Here is a 20,518-nt window from a genome sequence, read left to right on the forward strand (position 1 = left end):
TCCTCGTTTAAAAATTTTCAGCCTTTTTATTATAGCACGATATAGGATGACAGTCATTAAAGGAGTTGAGTGAAAGCGCTTGACAAAAGTGTTAAAAAAAGAGATAATAAAGAAAATGGTATATACCAATATCGAGGTGAATAGAATGAAAAAGATTTTAGTTAAGAATCAAGTTGAGGGAGGCCAAGTTGCCTTTGATCTTCTTAAAGAGAGCCTTGTAGCAGGTGCTCAAACATTGGGCTTGGCGACAGGTAGTTCCCCTATCGCCCTTTACCAAGAGATGGTTGAAAGTGACGTGGATTTTTCGAAACTTTACAGCGTCAATTTGGATGAGTACGTCGGACTAGCACCAGACCATGAGCAGAGCTATCATGCCTTTATGAAGGCTCAACTCTTTGATGCCAAGCCATTTAAGGAGAGCTTCTTGCCTGACGGCATGGCTGAGGACTTGGAGCAGGCTGCTAAGGATTACGATGACGTCTTGGCACACCATGCTATTGACCTGCAAATCCTAGGAATCGGAAGTAATGGGCATATTGGTTTTAATGAGCCAGGTACGCCTTTTGATAGTCAAACTCATGTGGTCGACTTGACTGATAGCACCATTGAAGCCAATAGTCGTTTCTTTGCCAGTCGTGACCAAGTCCCTACAAAGGCTATTTCAATGGGGATTGCTTCTATTATGGCTGCTAAGAAGATTATCTTGTTTGCCTATGGTGACAAGAAGGCAGATGCCATTTTCAAGATGGTCAAGGGTCCTGTGACAGAGGAAGTCCCAGCCAGTGTCTTGCAAAATCATCCAGATGTGACTCTTATCTTAGATGAGGCAGCCGCTGCGAAATTGTAATACTATCTTTTGAAAAACAATCTTACGAAACTCAGGTTGAGCCATTTGGCGCTCAGCCTTTTTCTTTTGTGAAAAGTCACTTCCAAGCAAATCAATTGCTTAGCTCTCTTTGATAGCGCTATAATAGTTAAGTTGACTTTGACTATCAAACAACAGATATAGATATTTCATAAAGAAAGAGGACATACAATGGCAAAACCTATTCGAGTATTGCTTTATTATAAATACCTTCCCATCGAAAACGCTGAGCAATTTGCGGCAGACCACTTGGCTTTCTGTAAGTCAATCGGTCTGAAAGGACGTATCTTGGTCGCTGATGAGGGAATCAATGGAACGGTTTCTGGTGACTATGAAACCACTCAAAAATACATGGACTACGTTCACAGCCTTCCAGGGATGGAGGACCTTTGGTTCAAGATTGATGAGGAAGAAGAGCAAGCCTTCAAGAAGATGTTTGTGCGTTACAAGAAGGAAATCGTTCACCTTGGTTTAGAGGATGATAACTTTGACAGCGACATCAATCCACTTGAAACAACAGGTGCTTACTTGTCACCAAAAGAGTTTAAAGACGCCCTTTTAGATGAGGACACTGTTGTCCTCGATACACGTAACGACTATGAGTATGACCTTGGTCACTTCCGTGGGGCTATTCGTCCAGACATCCGCAACTTCCGTGAATTGCCACAGTGGGTCCGCGACCATAAAGAAGAGTTCATGGACAAGCGCGTGGTTGTGTACTGTACTGGTGGTGTCCGCTGTGAGAAATTCTCAGGTTGGATGGTGCGTGAAGGCTACAAAGATGTCGGTCAATTGCATGGTGGTATCGCGACTTACGGTAAAGATCCAGAGGTTCAAGGGGAGCTTTGGGATGGTAAGATGTATGTCTTTGACGAGCGTATTGCCGTTGACATCAACCATGTAGATCCTGTCGTTGTCGGTAAGGATTGGTTCGATGGGACGCCTTGTGAACGCTATGTTAACTGCGGTAACCCATTCTGTAACCGTCGTATGCTTGCTTCGGAGGAAAATGAAGACAAGTACCTTCGTGGCTGCTCACACGAATGCCGTGTTCACCCACGTAACCGTTATGTCTCTGAAAATGGTTTGAGCCAAGAAGAAGTTGTCGCACGCCTTGCGGCTATTGGTGAAAGCTTGGATGTAACACCTGCCTAAGTTTAAATAGTGAAGAAGTTGAGAGGAATCTCGGCTTTTTTTTGCAATTTATTTCTAAAATAATGACAGATATATATTGCAATTAGAAATATATAGTGTGTAATTAAGATGAAAACAGATGGTGAACCTAATCAATGTCGACGATAATATCAGATAAGATGAAAAGGAGAGGGCATGTGGCAAAGAATTTACGCTTAAAAGCAGCTCGAGCAGAGCATGATATGACCCAGGGTGACTTGGCAGAAGCGGTAGGTGCAACAAGACAAACCATAGGCTTGATTGAAGCTGGAAAGTACAATCCCAGCCTAGGTTTATGCATTGCCATTTGTAAAACACTGGACAGGACTTTGGATCAACTGTTTTGGGAGATTTAGGAAGGAAGTAAAGATGATGAAATTTAAGCTTGTTAATAATAAAGTTACAGATGAACGCGAAGAAGCTCTAAATAATAAGGTTGCAGCCGAATGTTATTACATAATGATTGCAGGGACGCTTGTATGCATGGTCTATGGCTCCCTCTTTAACAAGGGTGTTATCTCTGCTAATTACTTACTTTATCCATTGTTGATAGTATGTATTTGGTCAATTTATAGATCTGAACGTCTTGCTGTAAATGCTTTTGGTAGTTCGAGTATGACAGTCCTAGGTTGTTTACTGGTGACTGGGCTTATCACCCTTGAAATGATGATTGTTAACTATCAGTCAAACCACAATGTCTATCATAATAATCCCTTGGATCCTAGATATCTCATGGTTTGGGCAGTTACTTATATGTTGTATGCTCCCGTTGTTTTCTTTATGAATTGGGCTCTCACAGAACTGGGAAGATATGAGAGAAGGCGTCTTGAAAAACAGCTGGACGATTTGGAGAATGAAGAATAAATAGTGAGAGAATCAGACCGTTCTTTTTGGTCTGATTTTTTTGTGTTATAATGGGTCCTAAAACTAAGGAGGTCACGTATGCTACTAACTGAATTTGATGATAATAGACAAGCGATTATCAATCCCGAGGACTTGAATGAGCCTCTTGAGGGGTTTCCTAAAATAGCTGTATCCTGTTTTTCTCGTTCGACCTTTCAACGAATGCTTGAGATGTTTCCTCATGAACTTATCTATGAAACGTCCATGGCGAATGTGGCTATTCCGATATATAAGCTTGTTATTGATGAGCAGGAGTTGGCTCTTTTTAATGCACCTGTAGGTGCCTCTGCCTGTGTGGCTATTTTAGAGGATATTTTTGCTTTGGGAACTGATAAACTGGTGCTCTTTGGGACTTGTGGGGTGCTTGATGAAGATATTAAAGAGACTTCTATTATTATCCCTAGTCATGCTCTTAGAGATGAAGGAACGAGTTTTCACTATGTGGAAGCTAGCAATGAGATTGCGGTAAATGTGGGTGTTTTAGATTGTTTTCGTTCCTATCTCAATGAGCGTCAGATTCCTCATAAGGAAGGCAAGGTCTGGACAACTGATGGTATTTACCGTGAGACGAGTGCTAAACTCAAAGCTCGAAAGGCAGCAGGGGCCATTTGTGTGGATATGGAGTGCTCTGCAGTTGCAGCTTTAGCAAAGTTTAGAGGTGTTGACATCTGCCATTTCTTCTATGCTGCGGACCACCTTTCTGAAGGTAATTGGGATGCCCGTAACTTGATGAATCATATGGACTTGGATGAAAAGGACAAGGTAGCTTTATTAGCTTTGGAGTTTGCGTGTGACTGGAGTAAACCTTAAAAATTCTATTTTTCAAACTTCTTATTTGTAATCATTCTAAATAACTGCTATAATACTTTTTAGAATCATTCTAAATAAGGAGTAAGAGAATTGGAAGATAAGAATTTTGCAGAACGTTTAAATATTTTAAGAGCTGGTGTTTTGGGGGCTAATGATGGTATCATTTCCATTGCGGGAGTGGTTATCGGTGTGGCCAGTGCGACATCAAACATCTGGTTCATCTTGATTTCTGCCTTGTCAGCGATTTTTGCCGGTGCCTTTTCGATGGCAGGTGGCGAATATGTCAGTGTGTCAACGCAAAAAGATACTGAAGAAGCTGCTATCGCTAAGGAACAATCCCTCTTGGACCGCTCTCCTGAGGCAGCTAGAGAGAGTTTGTATCAAACCTTCCTCAGTCAGGGGGATTGCGAAACAGCAGCTGAAGTTAAGGTTAATCAAGCCTTCAATAAGAATCCGATTAAGGTCTTAGTTGAGGAAAAATATGGGGTGGATTTAGATGAAATTACGAATCCATGGCATGCTGCTGTATCTAGTTTCCTGGCTTTTTCAGTTGGTTCCTTGCCACCAGCCCTAGCTATCATGCTGTTCCCAGAGCCTTACCGTATTCCTGTAACAGTGGTCGTGGTTGCCCTTACCTTGCTCTTGACTGGTTATATCAGTGCCAAGCTCGGAAAAGCACCTGTTAAACAAGCGATGTTGCGTAACTTGACAGTAGGACTCTTGACCATGCTTGTGACCTTCTTGGTCGGGCATATCTTCCACGTAAATGTGTAAGTCTTAATAATGTGATAAGTCTATCTTTTAAGGTAGACTTTTTGTTTTATCCAGAGTTCTTTTGATACCTTTCTTATGTCCTCCTTTTTTAGTCTGCTAGACCAGGCTTATCCGTGGTACAATAAGGTTATGCGTTTAGACAAATTATTAGGACAGGCGGGCTATGGTTCCCGCAATCAGGTCAAGAAGCTCATTCGTAGCCGTCAAGTTTATGTAGATGGTATCTTGGCGGATCGAGATAATCTAAATGTGGATGCTAGTCTTCAAACCATCACGGTTTCTGGTAAGGAACTGGAGCATACGCCAGAAGTTTACTATCTCATGAATAAACCAGCAGGTGTAGTGTCAGCTCGAAAGGACAAGAAGCACCAAACAGTCATTGATTTGATTAAGCCTGAAGATCAGCGAGACGGTCTCTATCCTGTGGGCCGATTGGATAGAGATACGGAGGGTTTGGTGCTGATTACCAACAATGGGCCTCTGGGCTTTGCCATGCTTCACCCCCGCTATCATGTAGCTAAGACTTATTATGTTGAGGTCAATGATGTTCTTGGGCCTGATGCACCTGCATTTTTTGAGTCGGGTGTTGTCTTTGAGGATGGTACTGTTTGTAAATCAGCTCAGCTAGAAATTCTAAGTTCTGCGAGTGACAAGAGTAGTGCTCACATTACGATTTCGGAAGGTAAATTTCATCAAGTGAAAAAGATGTTCTTGGCTTATGGAGTCAAGGTGACCTATCTTAAGCGGATTTCTTTTGGAGCATTTAAGCTTGATGAAGGGATAGCAGTAGGTTCCTACAGAGCCTTAACGGAAGCGGAAAAAGTGATTTTGCGTACTTATTTGGGCTAGTCATTTCTTCTTATTAAGGTATGATAGGAACTTTCAATCTCCTGATAGGTCCATCCTATCACTAGGCTTAATACTGTAAGGCCCATAATGACGGACTTTTCTAGGGGTATAAGTAAAACTTATGACATTCTATAAGTTTTTTAATTTTTCAAGCCTTGTTTCTGGTGGTATGATGGTATCAATTCGATTGAGAACTTAAGTAAGTCAGGGCAATGAGCAGGTCTAATCAGAGAGGGAGGTTCATTATGACAGAAGCATTTTATGATCATTTAGCAAAGACGCGTCATCAGATTCACCAACATCCAGAGGTTTCTGAGGAGGAGCATGATACGACAGTCTTTTTGAAAGGTTATTTGAAAAATCTAGGTATTGAGCCTTTAAATTATCCCTTGAAGACGGGACTCATCGCTGAGATTGGGTCAGGTTATCCGATTATTGCTTTACGTGCTGATATTGATGCCCTACCGATTAAGGAAAAGACAGGACTTCCTTATGCCAGCGACAATGGGGCCATGCATGCTTGTGGTCATGATTTTCACCAGACCTCTCTTCTCGGAGCTGCTCAGCTTTTAAAAGAAAGAGAAGCCGAGCTTAAGGGGACCGTTCGATTGATTTTTCAACCAGCCGAGGAAAATTTCCAAGGGGCCTATCAGGTCATTGAAGCGGGTGGTCTTGACGGTGTGTCAGCTATCATCGGTTATCACAATAATCCTCACTTGAAACCTGGTCAGATTGGTCTTCGTTCGGGAGCTATCATGGCAGGTGTGGAGCAGTTTAGGGTTGATGTTAAAGGTGTTTCGTCCCATGCTGCCCGTCCTGATTTGGGTGTGGATACGGTCTTGGTCACTACGACCATCATCAACAATTTACAACAGATTGTTGCTCGTACGGTATCGCCCTTTGAATCAGCAGTATTGTCAGTTACTCATATCGAAGTTGGAAATACCTGGAATGTCCTTCCGGCAGCAGGCTTTTTTGAAGGAACGATTCGTACCTTTGAGCCTAAGGTTCGTGAAGATGTCATTGCTCGCTTTGAAAAAGTTGTTCAGGCGACAGCTGACCAGTTTGGTGCTCAAGTTGACATTACTTGGGGTAATTCACCTTACGTGACCTACAATGACCAGACACTCACACCACTCATCTTTGAAAATTCTAAGGCCTTTGCAGAAGTGATTGAAACTTTGCCATCAACAGGGGGCGAAGACTTTGCGGCCTATCAAAAGGAAATACCAGGAGTCTTTGCCTTTGTTGGCCCAAATGGTGAAGAAAATGCACCAGACTGGCACCATGATGATTTTCTTGTGAAAGATGAGGCCTTGCCAGTAGCTGTGAGTTACTATGTGGAAAACGCCCTTTTCCTACTTGACTATTTTAAGGAGAAAGGCAAATGACCATTCCCTTAATCGGTATTACCAGTAATGAAAAACTTGTTAGGGAGTTGAGAGCTTCACTGACGCCCCATTTATAGGTGTTCAGTGGCATCCTGAGTTTCTCTTGGGACATAAGTTTTTAAAAGACCAAGGACTCTTTGATTATTTTGTTAAGAGTTTTAAATAAAGCTTAAGGACTTTAAATTGGTACTACTTTTGATATTGAAAAGGAGGACGTGCTTAAGTAGAAAAAATCTTTTGATCATTTAGTTTACACTTAAGAGCCCAGCCGGTTGGTTGGGTTCTTTTGTCGTATTTTAGAAGCAAGATTTCAGGACTTAGAAAGGGAGGGAAGATTTTTCACTTGCTATTTTTGAGTTTTTTAGATAAAATGAAAGCGTTATCATTTCAAAAATAGATAGGAAGTGGTCAAGTCATCTTTTTGATGGTTGACCTTATAACTTCCGAATAAGGAGAAACGTATGTTAATTGGTATTCCAAAAGAAATCAAAAATAACGAGAACCGTGTGGCTCTAACGCCTGCGGGTGTCCAAAGTCTTGTGGCTAAGGGACATGTCGTGTTAATCGAAACAAATGCAGGCCTTGGCTCTGGTTTTGCGGATGCAGATTATGCCAATCAAGGTGCCAAAATTGTTGCAACTGCTGCAGAAGCCTGGGCAGCAGAACTTGTTGTTAAAGTTAAGGAGCCACTTGCTGAAGAATATGGCTTCCTTCGTGAGGATCTTTTACTCTTTACCTACTTGCACATGGCAGCAGCGCCAGAATTGGCAGATGCTATGGTCAATGCTAAGACAACAGGTGTGGCCTATGAAACAGTACGTAGCCAAGAAGGTCACCTACCACTTTTGGTTCCAATGAGTGAAGTCGCAGGACGTATGGCCGTTCAAATCGGTGCTCACTTCTTGACCAAACAAGAGGGTGGTTCTGGCGTTCTCCTAGGTGGGGTACCTGGTGTTCCTAAAGGGAAAGTGACTATTATCGGTGGTGGTGTCGTAGGGACACATGCAGCCCGTATCGCACTTGGACTTGGGGCTCAAGTGACTATTCTTGATATCAGTGCCAAACGTTTGTCTGTCCTTGAGGAAGTCTTTGGTAGCCAAATTCAAACACTTATGTCAAATCCGTTCAATATTGAAGCGAGTGTTCGTGATGCTGATGTGGTTATCGGTGCAGTTCTTATCCCAGGGGCAAAAGCGCCGAAACTCGTTACTGACCATATGGTTAAACAAATGCGTCCAGGTTCTGTTATTGTTGACGTTGCCGTTGACCAAGGTGGGGTTGTTGAAACTGCGGATCGCGTGACCACTCACGATGAGCCCGTTTATGAAACACATGGTGTCCTTCACTATGCCGTTGCCAATATCCCAGGAGCTGTGGCACGTACATCAACCATTGCCCTTACCAATGTCACTTTGCCTTATATCGAAGCCCTGGCAGGAAAAGGATTCAGAAAGGCAATTAACGACGACGAAGGCCTTCGTCAAGGGGTCACAACCTACCAAGGTCGTATCACTAGCAGACCGGTTGCAGAGGGACTAAACAGAGATTATACTGCCATTGACGAATTGGCATAAATAGACTATTGACCATAAACAAAGAGGAGTTGTACCATGATGTGGTTGACTCCTTTTTTTGTGGTCTAAGATAAGAACTGCCACAAAGACTGAAAATATAGGAGTTTTTCTAATGTTACTCTTATTTTATGCTATAATGAGTAGAAATAATAAGGGCAGTAATGAGTACCTATAATGCTTTTTATTCTTGCTTACCAATAGGAGGTTTTATCGTGACTAATCATGTTCGCGTTTTCACAGCAATTGTCTTTTCTCAGCTTGTCGTTCTTTATTTTGGTTTTCGTATGGATGTCTCTTTGACCGAACTGCTAACTACAGTAGCTGCGGCATCCCTGGTTGAGATTATTTATCATGTGAAGCTTGTTCGTAAGATAGGAGCCAATATTTCTTTTGAAACTTTTTGGAAAAACTGTGACCAACTTTTTAGAAAAAATGCTGTACTATTGGCTATTTTACTTTGTGACCTGCTTATTTTTAAAGGTGGGGATTTCATGGCCTTCATTCTTTGGCAAGTTACCTTTGTTGTCTTGGTAAGTATTATCATCATGGCATCAAATAATGCACCGGACGCATGATAATACTTAAATTTTGCAATGAAAGAATTTAAATAATGTTTAGTATTCATAGAAATCATTTGTCAGACCAGGGCGTTGACTATGTCACTTTTGGTCGAGGAGATAAGGTTCTCGTTATCATTACGGGATTAAGTTTGCAAGGCTTAAGTGATATGTCTGACCTTGCCATTTGCTCGTTATTTTATCGATATGCTAAGGAGTATACGGTCTATATTTTTGATAGAAAGAACCATATCAAAGAAGGTATTTCAATTGAGAATATGGTTGATGACCTCTATCATTCTTTACAAGAATTGCATATTGCTAATGCCTCTATCATAGGCATGTCACAAGGTGGTATGATTGCTCAGCTGTTTGCTATTAAGTATCCTCAAAAGGTGACTAGTCTGGTGTTAGCTCTGACATTCTCTCGAAATAATGAAATCAGTAGAGACACTATCGGAGGCTGGATTGAGATGGCTAAAAATGGTGAGATAGCTAAGCTCAATAAGGATTCAATGTGTAAAACATTTTCGTCTCCTATGTTAAAGAAATTATATGTGATTAATAAACTATTTTTGAAGACTGTGAGTGTTGAAAAACAAGAACGATTTGTCCGTTTAGCCAAGTCAATTCTTGAGTTTGATTGCCATAAGTCCCTTGATAAAATCACCTGCCCGACTCTTGTCTTGGGGGCTAAAAAAGATTTGGTTCTGGGAGTGGATGGTGCAAGGGAACTTGCAAATAGCATTCCAAATGCTTCCTATTATGAATTTAGTAAACTGGGGCACGCAGCCTTTATTGAAAGTAAGCAATTTAATAAAATGATATTAGAATTTCTGCGAAAGAATGCTTAGGTAGTGGACCGATAGAAAAACTATTAAAATAGAATGAGAAAGGGGTTACAATAAAAGCTGTAGCCTCTTTTTATTTCCAGTTCAATTGTGTGCAGTCTGAAAAATTAAATGATAGAATGGCGGTAGATAGGAGGATACAGAAATGTTAAACTATGATTTGATTGTTATCGGTTTCGGTAAAGCCGGTAAAACTCTGGCTGCTAAGATGAATGCAGCTGGTAAGAAAGTTGCTGTCATCGAGCGCAGTAAAGCGATGTATGGTGGTACTTGCATTAATATTGCTTGTATCCCAACTAAGACTATGATTGTTGCGGCTGAGAAGGGCTGGTCTTTTGACGACACTATGAAAGAACGTGGTGCGGTGACTGGTCGTCTTAATGCTAAGAATTATAAGATGTTGGCAGACAATGGCGTTGATGTCATTGATGCAGAGGCACATTTTGTGTCAAATAAGGTTATTGAAGTAGTAGCTGGTGATGACCGCCAAGAGCTTACAGCTGAGACTATTGTTATCAATACTGGTGCTGTGTCTAATGTCTTGCCTATTCCTGGTTTGACAACAACTGAGCATGTCTATGATTCAACTGGTATTCAAACCCTTAAAGCCTTGCCAAAACGTCTGGGTGTCCTAGGTGGTGGTAATATCGGTCTTGAATTTGCTGGTCTTTATAACCGTTTGGGAAGCCAAGTGACTGTCTTGGATGCAGCGACTAGCTTCTTGCCACGTGTAGAGCCATCTATTGCTAAGTTGGCCAAGGAATACATGGAAGAGGACGGCATTGTCTTTGAGCAAGGTGTTAAAACATCTGAAGTTAAGAATGACGGTGATGAAGTTGTCGTTGTTACTGACAAAGGCGAGTTCCGTTTTGATGCGCTCCTCTATGCGACAGGACGCAAGCCTAATATCGAACCCCTTCACTTGGAAAATACAGATATTGCCTTGACTGAACGTGGTGGTATCCAGGTCAATAAACATTTGGAAACAAGTGTTCATGGTGTCTTTGCGGTGGGGGATGTTAATGGTGGTCTCCAATTCACTTACATTTCACTAGATGATTTCCGTATTGTCTTTAACTACTTGACAGGGGATGGTAGCTATAACCTTGAAACACGTGGAGCAGTTCCAACTGCCATGTTCCTCAACCCACCTTTGGCACAGGTTGGCCTTACTGAAGACCAAGCCAAGGAACAAGGTTTGCCAGTAGCAGTTAAAGAAATGCCAGTGGCAGGTATGCCTCGTGGTCATGTTAACGGTGATTTGCGCGGTGCTTTCAAAGCTGTGGTAAACCCTGAAACTAAGGAAATCTTGGGAGTGACCCTCTTTGGTCAAGAATCCCATGAAATTATCAATCTAATTACCCTGGCGATGAATCATCACATTCCATATACAGATTTGGCTAAACAAATCTTTACTCACCCAACTATGGCTGAGAACCTAAACGATTTGTTTGCGATTTAAAATGAAAAGAGCCGAGAGGCTCTTTTTTGTGAGTATATCATCCATACAAAGCAACACTCTAGGTTAGATGTCGCTTTTTTTTGCGCTTTGATGATAAGATAGAAGTGACATAGGAAAATTCCTTAGATTGGTGCTCTTTGTCTCCTTTGAATGCTTGATTGACCTTGAGTCACCACTAGAATCTGTATGAAAAATCTAGAAAGACACTCGCCTGCAAATTCGTCTGTGAGTGTGTATAGCTTATGACTAAGAAAGTAGGAGTGGGCAAGGCTCACAGTAAGATTATTTTGATGGGGGAGCACTCGGTCGTTTATGGTCATCCTGCTCTTGCCCTCCCTCTTAAGGATATTGAGGTTGTCTGTCAGATTCAGGCGGCTGAGACTCCTTTGACGCTCAAGGCTCAAGATCCCTTGACGACGGCGATTTTTTCAGCGCTTAATTATCTGAAAATCAAGAATCAGCCTATCAGCTATGCTATTAAGTCTAGTGTCCCTGAGAAGCGTGGCATGGGGTCGTCTGCTGCAGTGGCCATTGCGGCAATTCGAGCGGTCTTTGATTATTTTGATCAGGAGCTTAGCCAGGAGACCTTGGAAATGCTGGTTCATCAGGCGGAGACTATTGCCCATAGTAAACCTAGTGGTTTAGATGCAAAGACCTGCTTGAGTGACAAAGCCATTAGCTTTACGCGAAACATTGGTTTCAAGGAAATCGAGGTCAATTTAGGTGCCTATCTGGTCATTGCTGATACGGGAATCCATGGAAATACCCGTGAGGCCGTGGAAAAGGTTGAGGATATTGGTTTAGATGCCTTGTCAGATCTCAACCAACTGGGCGAATTAAGTCAGCAGGCAGAGGAAGCCCTCAAAGCCAAGAATCAAAAGCTTCTTGGTCAGCTCATGTCTCAAGCCCATAATCACCTTAAATCTTTAGGGGTGTCTTGTGATTTGTCGGATCTTCTAGTAGCAACTGCTCTGGAGCAAGGTGCACTGGGAGCCAAGATGTCAGGTGGAGGATTGGGTGGTTGCATTATTGCCCTAACAAGTACTAAAGACCAAGCCCGAACGATTGCTAAAAAACTTCAAGAAAAAGGAGCCGTAAACACGTGGATAGAAAGCCTGTAAGCGTCAAATCGTACGCAAATATTGCTATTGTCAAATACTGGGGTAAGGCGGATGCGGAGCGTATGATTCCTTCAACCAGTAGTATCTCACTGACTTTGGAAAATATGTATACGGAAACCAAGTTATCTTTTCTGCCTGAGGATGCGACTGGTGATGTCATGTATATCGATGATGAGCTCCAAGGGGAAAAAGAAACAACCAAGGCCAGCAAGGTTTTAGATCTCTTCCGTACTAATCCAAACCAACATGTCAAGATTGAAACTTGGAACAACATGCCAACAGCAGCGGGTCTATCCTCAAGTTCCTCAGGACTTTCTGCCCTAGTTAAAGCAGCTAACGAGCTCTTCCAAGTCGGAAAAACGCAGTCTGAATTAGCTCAAATTGCCAAGTTTGCTTCAGGCTCATCATCACGTTCTTTCTTTGGACCATTGGCAGCCTGGGACAAGGATAGTGGTGAGGTTTACCCGGTTGAAACAGACCTTAAATTGGCCATGATTATGCTGGTTTTGACAGATCAAAAGAAACCCGTATCAAGCCGGGACGGTATGAAATTGTGCACCGAAACATCGACCTCTTTCCCAGAGTGGATTAAACAGTCTGAGCAGGATTACAAGGATATGTTAGACTATCTCAAGGCTAATGATTTCCAAGCAGTCGGTGAGCTCACTGAAGCTAATGCTCTTCGTATGCACCAAACAACAAGTACGGCTAACCCACCATTTTCATATCTAACGGAAGCCTCTTATCAGGCTATGGACAAGGTTAAGGCCCTCCGTGCCTCTGGTGAGCAGTGTTACTTTACTATGGATGCAGGACCAAATGTTAAGGTGCTCTGTCTGGAAGAAGACCTAGACCGCCTAGCTGACCACTTCCGTAAGGACTATCAGGTCATTGTTTCACTCACCAAGGAGTTGCCAGATGCCTAAGCAGTCGGTCAATCAGGTCACAGTAAAAACAGGTGGGAAACTCTACATTGCTGGAGAATACTCAGTCTTAACAGCTGGGCAGACAGCCCTAATCCAATTTATTCCTATTTTCATGTCAGCAGATGTCAAGGAAGCACAAACTACCCAGTTGTCCTCAGACATGTTTGACTATAGTGTGGGCCGTGAGCTAGACGCAAATTACGCCCTCATTCAAGAGGCTTTGAATACTTTTGAGGCCTTTTGTGGTGAGAAGTTACCCGCTCTGGACCTTTCCATCACTGGAAAGTTGGAACGAGATGGGGTTAAATTTGGTATTGGTTCTTCGGGTTCTGTTGTGGTATTGACCCTCAAGGCCTTGGCAGCAGCCCTTCAGAAAGACTTATCCAAAGACATTCTCTTTAAATTAGCTAGCTACACCCTCCTCAAGCAAGGAGATAATGGTTCTATGGGAGATTTAGCTTGTATCGTATACGAGGATCTGATTTCCTATCGTTCTTTTGACCGTGAAAAAATAGCAGAGCTTATAGACCAAATAACTCTATCAGAGCTTTTGGATAAAGACTGGGGCTATCGTATCAGTCCTGTAGTGCCAGTTCTCCAAGCTCACTTTTTGGTGGGGTGGACCAAGCAAGCTGCTATTTCAAAAGACATGGTTAAGATGGCCAAATCTCGTATATCAAGCAAGTATCTAAGTGAAACAGAAGTTGCTGTCCAAGATGCCCTCAAGGCACTGGAAACAGGAAATAAGAATTTACTTAAGAGCAGCCTTCAAACTGTCAGTGACCAGTTGGAATCACTTAGTCCAGATATTTATGTGGACAAGCTGAAAAAACTCAAAGAAGCTGAGCAAGGCCTAGATGCCATTGCTAAGTCCTCTGGAGCAGGAGGTGGCGACTGTGGTATCGCCTTTGCTTTTGACCAAGCAAGCCGAGATACCTTAGTTGAGCGCTGGCAAGAGGAAGGAATAGAGCTTTTGTATGAGGTTTAGGGGTCAGCTAAGTAGACATTATCACGCAAGAAAGTAAAGAAATAACCTATGACAAATCGTAAAGACGATCACATCCGTTATGCCCTCAAGTACCAGTCGCCCTACAATAGTTTTGACGATATGGAACTTATCCACAAGTCTCTACCGACTTATGATTTAGATCAGATTGACTTGTCCACACATTTTGCGGGACGAGATTGGGATTTTCCTTTTTATATTAATGCCATGACAGGTGGTTCTGCCAAGGGTGGGGCTGTCAATCGAAAACTAGCTGAGGTGGCCAGTCGAACAGGTATTCTCATGGTGACAGGTTCCTACAGTGCTGCTCTAAAGGGGGAAGCACCAGAATCCTTTGACTATCGCCAAGAGTTTCCAGACTTAGACCTTGCAACCAATATCGGTGTGGATAAGCCTGTGGACTTGGGGATTAAGACTGTGGGAGCAATGAATCCAGTCTTTCTACAACTTCATGTCAACCTTATGCAAGAGCTCCTCATGCCTGAAGGAGAGCGTATTTTCCATACCTGGAAGGAAAATGTGGCGGCTTATGCACAGAAAATAGAGGTTCCTCTTGTGCTTAAGGAGGTCGGCTTTGGTATGGATGTGGAAACCATTCGTTACGCCATGTCTCAGGGTATCAAAACTGTGGATATCTCAGGTCGTGGTGGGACTAGCTTCGCCTATATTGAAAATAGTAGAGGCGGTAACCGTGATTACCTCAATGACTGGGGACAAAGCACCGTTCAGACCCTCTTGCAAGCCCAAGACCTTCGTGAAGATGTGGAAATCTTAGCCTCTGGCGGCGTGCGCAATCCACTTGATATGGTTAAATGTCTGGTCTTAGGAGTAAAAGGTGTAGGCCTCTCACGAACAGTTCTTGAATTGGTGGAACGTAATCCTGTGGATAAGGTTGTGGCTATTGTCAATGGCTGGAAGGATGACCTTCGTCTCATCATGTGTGCCCTTGATTGTCAAACTGTTGATGAGCTCAAATCTGTAGATTACATCTTACACGGTAAGCTACAAGGGACTTATATCAAGCAAAGAAAGTAGGAAAGAGCGTGAAATTTCTAGAATTAAGCAAAAGAAATTTTAAAAGAAGTAAATTGTTTCTTTTTTAAAATCCTTAATTTTGTTTCTCAATCTTGGTTTGACAATTTTAACGCATTCGACCAAAAGACTAATTTGGTTGTTTTTGTCATCGATTGCCTTGCTTCTAGCGAGCTAAGTGAGCAATTAACGAGACTTTCCGCTGTGAGAAAAGTTCTAGAAATACTTGTATTTCTAGAACTCGGAATTTTTGAGAGTAAAACAGTTTGGGGAACTGTTTTAGCCTGAGCCTAGAAATTAAAAAGTGAAGGGTCTCAAAAATTAGTCATGGAGCTTCGAAGAAGTTCGATGACGTCCGCACTCACTTAAGGAAAGTCTAAAAAAATCCATTTTACAAAAGAATATCTTACAAAAAAGAGCGGAAGCTCTTTTTTTATTACCCACTCAAGCAAAAAGTAACTTTTCCCCTTGACAAGTTACCGCCTTAGGAGTATTATTTTCAGTGAAATACGGTAGGTGAGGCTACCACAAGGATACGGATGACTACCGCAAAGCAGTGGAGACACTACTCGTTGGTCAACAGTCCTGATCGCCAAGGTCAAGACTAAGCTCATTTCATCGCCTTGCGGAGCTAAAGCTTGAACGGTCCATTTTTTGACAGAATCTATTAAAAAATCAACCTCGAGTTTATAGAGTCTTACCTGTATATGGGTAGGACTCTTTTCTTTTGTCTGAGGTCCACCCACTATGTAAAAAAATGAAAGGAGAAACCTATGAGACTAATCGACGATCACCCCGAACCGCACCTAACCAGTCAATCGCTGATTAGTGTCTTAGGGACTCCATAAGTGATTGGCTCCTGATTAAATAAGGAGATTCCAATGTCAACAAATAAAGAAAGACTTATTGCTGCTCTTCAAGAGCCACTTGAAACAACCCTTACTCGCTACAAGACTCATTTGGATGGCTTGAAGGAAGACCAAGTAGAAGAAAACCGTGACCTTTATGGGGAAAATGTCATAACCAAGGGACAAGAGGATTCTATCATCAAAAAGATTTATGAATCTATCATCAATCCCTTTACTGTTATTCTCTTAGTCATTGCTCTAGTTTCCTTTATCACCAATGTCTGGCTTGCTAAACCGGGTGAAGAAGACCCAACGACTTCTATCATCATTGTCACTCTAGTTTTGATATCTGGTGGTATCCGTTTTATTCAAGAACTTCGTAGCGACAAGGCTGCCAGTAATTTGTCTCGCATGATTGTCAATACAGCAACAGTACTTCGAGATGGCAGTGAGCAAGAAATCCCAATCGATGAAATTGTGGTTGGAGATGTGGTCAAACTGAGTGCGGGAGATATGATTCCGGCGGATGTGGTCTTGCTAGACTCTCGTGATTTCTTTGTTCAACAGTCTGGCTTGACAGGTGAAAGCGATGCTGTGGAAAAGGCTTGTCTGTCTAAGGCGGATGGTCAAAATCTAGAGAGTTTGCTTGAGAGTGAGAGCCTTGCTTTCATGGGAACTAATGTTATCTCTGGTCGTGCAACAGCCTTGGTTTTAGTTGTTGGTGATGACACCATGATGGGAGCTATCGAGCAGACCATCAATACTTATGACGAACCAACTTCCTTTGAACGTGAGATGAACTCCATTTCTTGGCTCTTGATTCGACTCATGTTGGTCATGGTTCCTGTTGTTTTTGTGATTAACGGTTTAACAGATGGGGACTGGCTTGAAGCCGGCGTCTTTGCCCTTAGTGTGGGAGTCGGTTTGACCCCAGAAATGTTGCCGATGATTATCACAGCCAGTCTTGCCAAGGGTTCTATCATTATGGCCAAGGAAAAGGTGGTCATCAAAAAACTTAATGCTATTCAAGACCTAGGGGCTATCGACATCCTTTGTACGGATAAGACAGGAACCCTGACTCAAGATGAAATCGTTCTTGAGTACCCTCTTGATATCCATGGTGACCTTGACCTATCAGTGCTTCGGAGAGCCTATCTTAACTCTTATTTCCAAACTGGCTTGAAAAATCTTATGGACCGTGCCATTATTAGTCGAACTGAGAGAGAAGCTAAGAAACACGAGATTGTTCGTGACCTTGACCAAACCTTCCACAAGATTGATGAGCTCCCTTTTGATTTTGAACGCCGTCGCATGAGTGTCATTGTTAAAGACAATGATGGTTTTGTCAGCATGGTGACAAAAGGTGCCCTTGAAGAAATGCTCTCTGTTTCTAACTATGTGGAATACAAGGGTGACATTATCCCATTGACCGACGATGTTCGTGATGAAGTTCTCGCTGAAGTTGCCCAGTTGAATGAACAAGGTTTGCGTGTTCTCGGTGTTAGCTATAAATCACAGCTTAATGAAAATGACGTCTTTAGTGTCGAAGATGAAAGTGACATGATTTTGACGGGATATCTTGCCTTTCTTGACCCACCAAAACCATCAGCAGCACCTGCTATCAAGGCTTTGGCAGAGTATGGTGTGACCACAAAGATTTTGACTGGAGACAATGATAAGGTGACACAGGCTGTCTGTGAAAAAGTTGGTCTAGATGTGAGACACATCCTACTTGGAAGTGACATTGATACCATGTCAGATCAAGATTTGGCTAAGGCTGTGGAAACGACAACAGTCTTTGCTAAGTTATCCCCAGACCAAAAGGCACGAATTATCCTAAGCCTTAAGGAAAATGGCCACAAGGTAGGTTATATGGGTGATGGTATCAACGATGCCCCATCTATGAAGGTGTCAGATGTGGGTATCTCTGTGGATACAGCTGTTGATATTGCTAAAGAAACTGCAGATGTTATCTTGCTTGATAAGGATCTAATGGTCTTGGAAAAAGGTCTAGTTGAAGGACGTAAGGTCTATGCCAATATGACCAAGTATATCAAGATGACTGTTTCTTCAAATTTCGGTAATATCTTTTCTCTCCTTTTTGCCAGCATCTTCTTACCATTCCTACCAATGGCACCTGTGCATTTAATTGTTCTTAATCTTGTCTATGATATTTCTTGTATCGCTCTTCCATTTGACAATGTGGACAAGGAATTTCTTAAAGAGCCACATATCTGGGAAGCCAAATCAATCATGCGTTTCATGGCTTGGTTTGGACCTATTTCGTCTGTATTTGATATTTTGACTTACATCTTGCTCTATTTCATCATTGTGCCAATGATTTTGGGGCATGGCTATGTTCATGGTTCACCAGAAGCAGCAGCCTTTATTATCATCTTCCAAACAGGTTGGTTTATCGAATCTATGTGGTCTCAAACCATGGTTATCCACATGTTACGTTCACCAAAACTACCATTTATTCAAAGCCACCCAGCACTATCTGTTGTTGTGACAACCCTATTTGCTGCTGTCTTTGTAACCTCTCTTCCTTACAGTCCTTTGGCTAGTCTCTTAAAACTTAGCCATCTAAATGGTCTCTATTTCATTCTCTTGTTTGTTATTATCGTTTTGTATATGCTTAGTGTTACCTTTGTGAAGCATATCTATATTAAGAAATATAAAGAATGGTTATAGGACAACTATCCTTAGAAAAAAGAGCGTAAGCTCTTTTTTCATTACCTTTCATTCTGCCAAAACCTTTTCATTTATGGTATAATAGGGCGATTATAGATAATCAGAGGCCCTAAAAAACTTCAGTTATGAGGACATATTTTCTAAGAAATGAGAGACTATGTTTTCAAGGCCCCTTTCTTTCGTAGGCTATCCCAGTGGGAGGTGGAGGCCCTGAGATTTGAGGCTCAAGGCTAAGACCGCCACGAAGGAAACCATCACAAAAAAATCTTAAGAAGGAAAAAGAAAATGAGTAATTACGCAATTATCCTTGCTGCGGGTAAAGGAACTCGCATGAAATCAGATCTTCCAAAAGTATTGCACAAGGTTTCAGGCATCACTATGCTTGAACATGTCTTCCGTGCAGTTTCAGCCATTGATCCAGCTAAGAACGTTACTGTTATTGGTCACAAGGCTGAACTTGTTCGTGAGGTTTTGGATGGTCAATCTGCCTTCACTTTGCAAACTGAGCAGTTGGGGACTGGTCACGCAGTAATGATGGCTGAAGATGAGTTGGCTGGACTTGAAGGTCAAACGCTTGTTATTGCTGGTGACACGCCTTTGATTACTGGTGAAAGCCTTAAAAACCTTATTGATTTCCATGTTAATCACAAAAATGTTGCCACTATCTTGACTGCAACTGCGGACAATCCATTTGGTTATGGTCGTATCATCCGTAACGAAAATGGCGAAGTGACTAAGATTGTTGAGCAAAAAGATGCCAACGAATTCGAACAACAAGTCAAAGAAATCAATACAGGGACTTACGTTTTTGACAATAAACGTCTCTTCGAAGCACTTAAAAATATCAACACTAACAACGCTCAAGGGGAATACTATTTGACTGATGTCATTTCTATTTTCCGTGAGAATGGTGAAAAAGTAGGTGCCTTCACCCTTCGTGACTTTGAAGAAAGTCTTGGGGTTAATGACCGTGTTGCCCTAGCTACGGCAGAAGATGTTATGCGTCGTCGTATCAACAAAGCTCACATGGTCAACGGTGTTACTTTCCAAAATCCAAACGCTACTTATATCGACGTGGATGTGGAAATTGAGCCAGATGTTGTCATTGAAGCTAATGTGACACTTAAAGGACAAACTAAGATTGGTGCAGAGTCAGTGCTTACTAATGGTACTTATATTGTTGATTCAACTATCGGTGCCAAAACTGTTATCACTAACTCTATGATTGAGCACTCAGTGGTTGAAGAAGGTGTTACCGTTGGTCCATTTGCCCATGTTCGTCCAGATTCAACCCTCAAAAAAGATGTTCATATCGGTAACTTCGTTGAGGTTAAGGGGTCTACTATCGGTGAAAATACCAAGGCTGGTCACTTAACCTACATTGGTAATGCGGAAGTTGGTTCTGACGTTAACTTTGGTGCCGGAACAATTACCGTAAACTATGATGGACAACACAAGTTCAAGACACAAATTGCTAACAATGTCTTTATCGGAAGCAATTCAACCTTGATTGCACCGCTTGAAATTGGGGCTAACGCTCTCACAGCGGCTGGTTCAACCATCACAGATGATGTGCCAGCTGACAGCGTAGCCATTGGACGTGGCCGTCAGGTCAATAAAGAAGGCTATGCCATTAAGAAACCTCACCACCCAAGCCAACAAAAGTAGGCTTAAGACTATCT

The 20,518-nt window shown here is 42.2% G+C and carries 18 protein-coding genes and 1 riboswitch; all 18 genes read left to right on the forward strand.

Going from position 1 to position 20,518, the window contains the following annotated elements:
• Positions 1–145 precede the first annotated feature (145 nt).
• The 18 genes from SSAL8618_RS02880 to glmU all read left to right on the forward strand — a co-directional run bounded on the left by SSAL8618_RS02880 (position 146) and on the right by glmU (position 20,504).
• Entirely contained in the window at positions 146–847 is a 702-nt protein-coding gene (locus SSAL8618_RS02880; protein ID WP_038675523.1) for a glucosamine-6-phosphate deaminase, read from the forward strand.
• 189 nt (positions 848–1,036) lie between these two features.
• Positions 1,037–2,020 (forward strand): oxygen-dependent tRNA uridine(34) hydroxylase TrhO, encoded by a 984-nt coding sequence (gene trhO, locus SSAL8618_RS02885; RefSeq protein WP_038675525.1) that lies wholly within the window; start codon positions 1,037–1,039, stop codon positions 2,018–2,020.
• Positions 2,021–2,196: 176 nt separating this feature from the next.
• Entirely contained in the window at positions 2,197–2,394 is a 198-nt protein-coding gene (locus SSAL8618_RS02890; RefSeq protein WP_002885991.1) for a helix-turn-helix transcriptional regulator, read from the forward strand.
• A 13-nt stretch (positions 2,395–2,407) separates the two neighbouring features.
• Positions 2,408–2,902 (forward strand): DUF6773 family protein, encoded by a 495-nt coding sequence (locus SSAL8618_RS02895; protein WP_038675527.1) that lies wholly within the window; start codon positions 2,408–2,410, stop codon positions 2,900–2,902.
• A gap of 78 nt (positions 2,903–2,980) precedes the next feature.
• Complete coding sequence (locus SSAL8618_RS02900; RefSeq protein ID WP_002885931.1) at positions 2,981–3,751, forward strand: nucleoside phosphorylase; 771 nt, start codon at positions 2,981–2,983, stop codon at positions 3,749–3,751.
• 90 nt (positions 3,752–3,841) lie between these two features.
• On the forward strand, positions 3,842–4,525 hold the full coding sequence (locus SSAL8618_RS02905) for a VIT1/CCC1 transporter family protein (RefSeq protein WP_038675529.1): 684 nt from the start codon (positions 3,842–3,844) through the stop codon (positions 4,523–4,525).
• Between the two features lie 129 nt (positions 4,526–4,654).
• Complete coding sequence (locus SSAL8618_RS02910) at positions 4,655–5,374, forward strand: 16S rRNA pseudouridine(516) synthase (RefSeq protein WP_038675531.1); 720 nt, start codon at positions 4,655–4,657, stop codon at positions 5,372–5,374.
• A 245-nt stretch (positions 5,375–5,619) separates the two neighbouring features.
• Complete coding sequence (locus SSAL8618_RS02915) at positions 5,620–6,765, forward strand: amidohydrolase (RefSeq protein WP_038675533.1); 1,146 nt, start codon at positions 5,620–5,622, stop codon at positions 6,763–6,765.
• A 461-nt stretch (positions 6,766–7,226) separates the two neighbouring features.
• Positions 7,227–8,339, forward strand: coding sequence for an alanine dehydrogenase (gene ald, locus SSAL8618_RS02920; protein WP_022496397.1), 1,113 nt, complete (start codon positions 7,227–7,229; stop codon positions 8,337–8,339).
• A gap of 212 nt (positions 8,340–8,551) precedes the next feature.
• Complete coding sequence (locus tag SSAL8618_RS02925; RefSeq protein WP_022496398.1) at positions 8,552–8,914, forward strand: hypothetical protein; 363 nt, start codon at positions 8,552–8,554, stop codon at positions 8,912–8,914.
• 35 nt (positions 8,915–8,949) lie between these two features.
• Positions 8,950–9,750: an alpha/beta fold hydrolase gene (locus SSAL8618_RS02930; RefSeq protein WP_022496399.1), complete on the forward strand. Its 801-nt coding sequence runs from the start codon at positions 8,950–8,952 to the stop codon at positions 9,748–9,750.
• Between the two features lie 142 nt (positions 9,751–9,892).
• Positions 9,893–11,209, forward strand: coding sequence for an FAD-containing oxidoreductase (locus tag SSAL8618_RS02935; RefSeq protein ID WP_022496400.1), 1,317 nt, complete (start codon positions 9,893–9,895; stop codon positions 11,207–11,209).
• Between the two features lie 242 nt (positions 11,210–11,451).
• Positions 11,452–12,330, forward strand: coding sequence for a mevalonate kinase (mvk, locus tag SSAL8618_RS02940; protein WP_022496401.1), 879 nt, complete (start codon positions 11,452–11,454; stop codon positions 12,328–12,330).
• A complete protein-coding gene (gene mvaD, locus SSAL8618_RS02945; protein ID WP_037610842.1) occupies positions 12,312–13,256 on the forward strand; it encodes a diphosphomevalonate decarboxylase in 945 nt (314 codons plus the stop codon). Before mvk ends, mvaD begins: the two co-directional genes overlap by 19 nt.
• Complete coding sequence (locus tag SSAL8618_RS02950; protein ID WP_037610840.1) at positions 13,249–14,244, forward strand: phosphomevalonate kinase; 996 nt, start codon at positions 13,249–13,251, stop codon at positions 14,242–14,244. Before mvaD ends, SSAL8618_RS02950 begins: the two co-directional genes overlap by 8 nt.
• A gap of 48 nt (positions 14,245–14,292) precedes the next feature.
• Entirely contained in the window at positions 14,293–15,297 is a 1,005-nt protein-coding gene (fni, locus tag SSAL8618_RS02955) for a type 2 isopentenyl-diphosphate Delta-isomerase (RefSeq protein ID WP_037610838.1), read from the forward strand.
• A gap of 498 nt (positions 15,298–15,795) precedes the next feature.
• Positions 15,796–15,951, forward strand: a riboswitch (M-box (ykoK) riboswitch).
• A 224-nt stretch (positions 15,952–16,175) separates the two neighbouring features.
• Positions 16,176–18,836: a magnesium-translocating P-type ATPase gene (mgtA, locus tag SSAL8618_RS02960; RefSeq protein WP_038675538.1), complete on the forward strand. Its 2,661-nt coding sequence runs from the start codon at positions 16,176–16,178 to the stop codon at positions 18,834–18,836.
• Between the two features lie 285 nt (positions 18,837–19,121).
• Positions 19,122–20,504, forward strand: a complete 1,383-nt coding sequence (glmU, locus tag SSAL8618_RS02965; protein WP_014633437.1) for a bifunctional UDP-N-acetylglucosamine diphosphorylase/glucosamine-1-phosphate N-acetyltransferase GlmU — start codon at positions 19,122–19,124, stop codon at positions 20,502–20,504.
• Positions 20,505–20,518: the final 14 nt, after the last annotated feature.

It is taken from the genome of Streptococcus salivarius, from assembly GCF_000785515.1.
GTDB lineage: Bacteria > Bacillota > Bacilli > Lactobacillales > Streptococcaceae > Streptococcus > Streptococcus salivarius.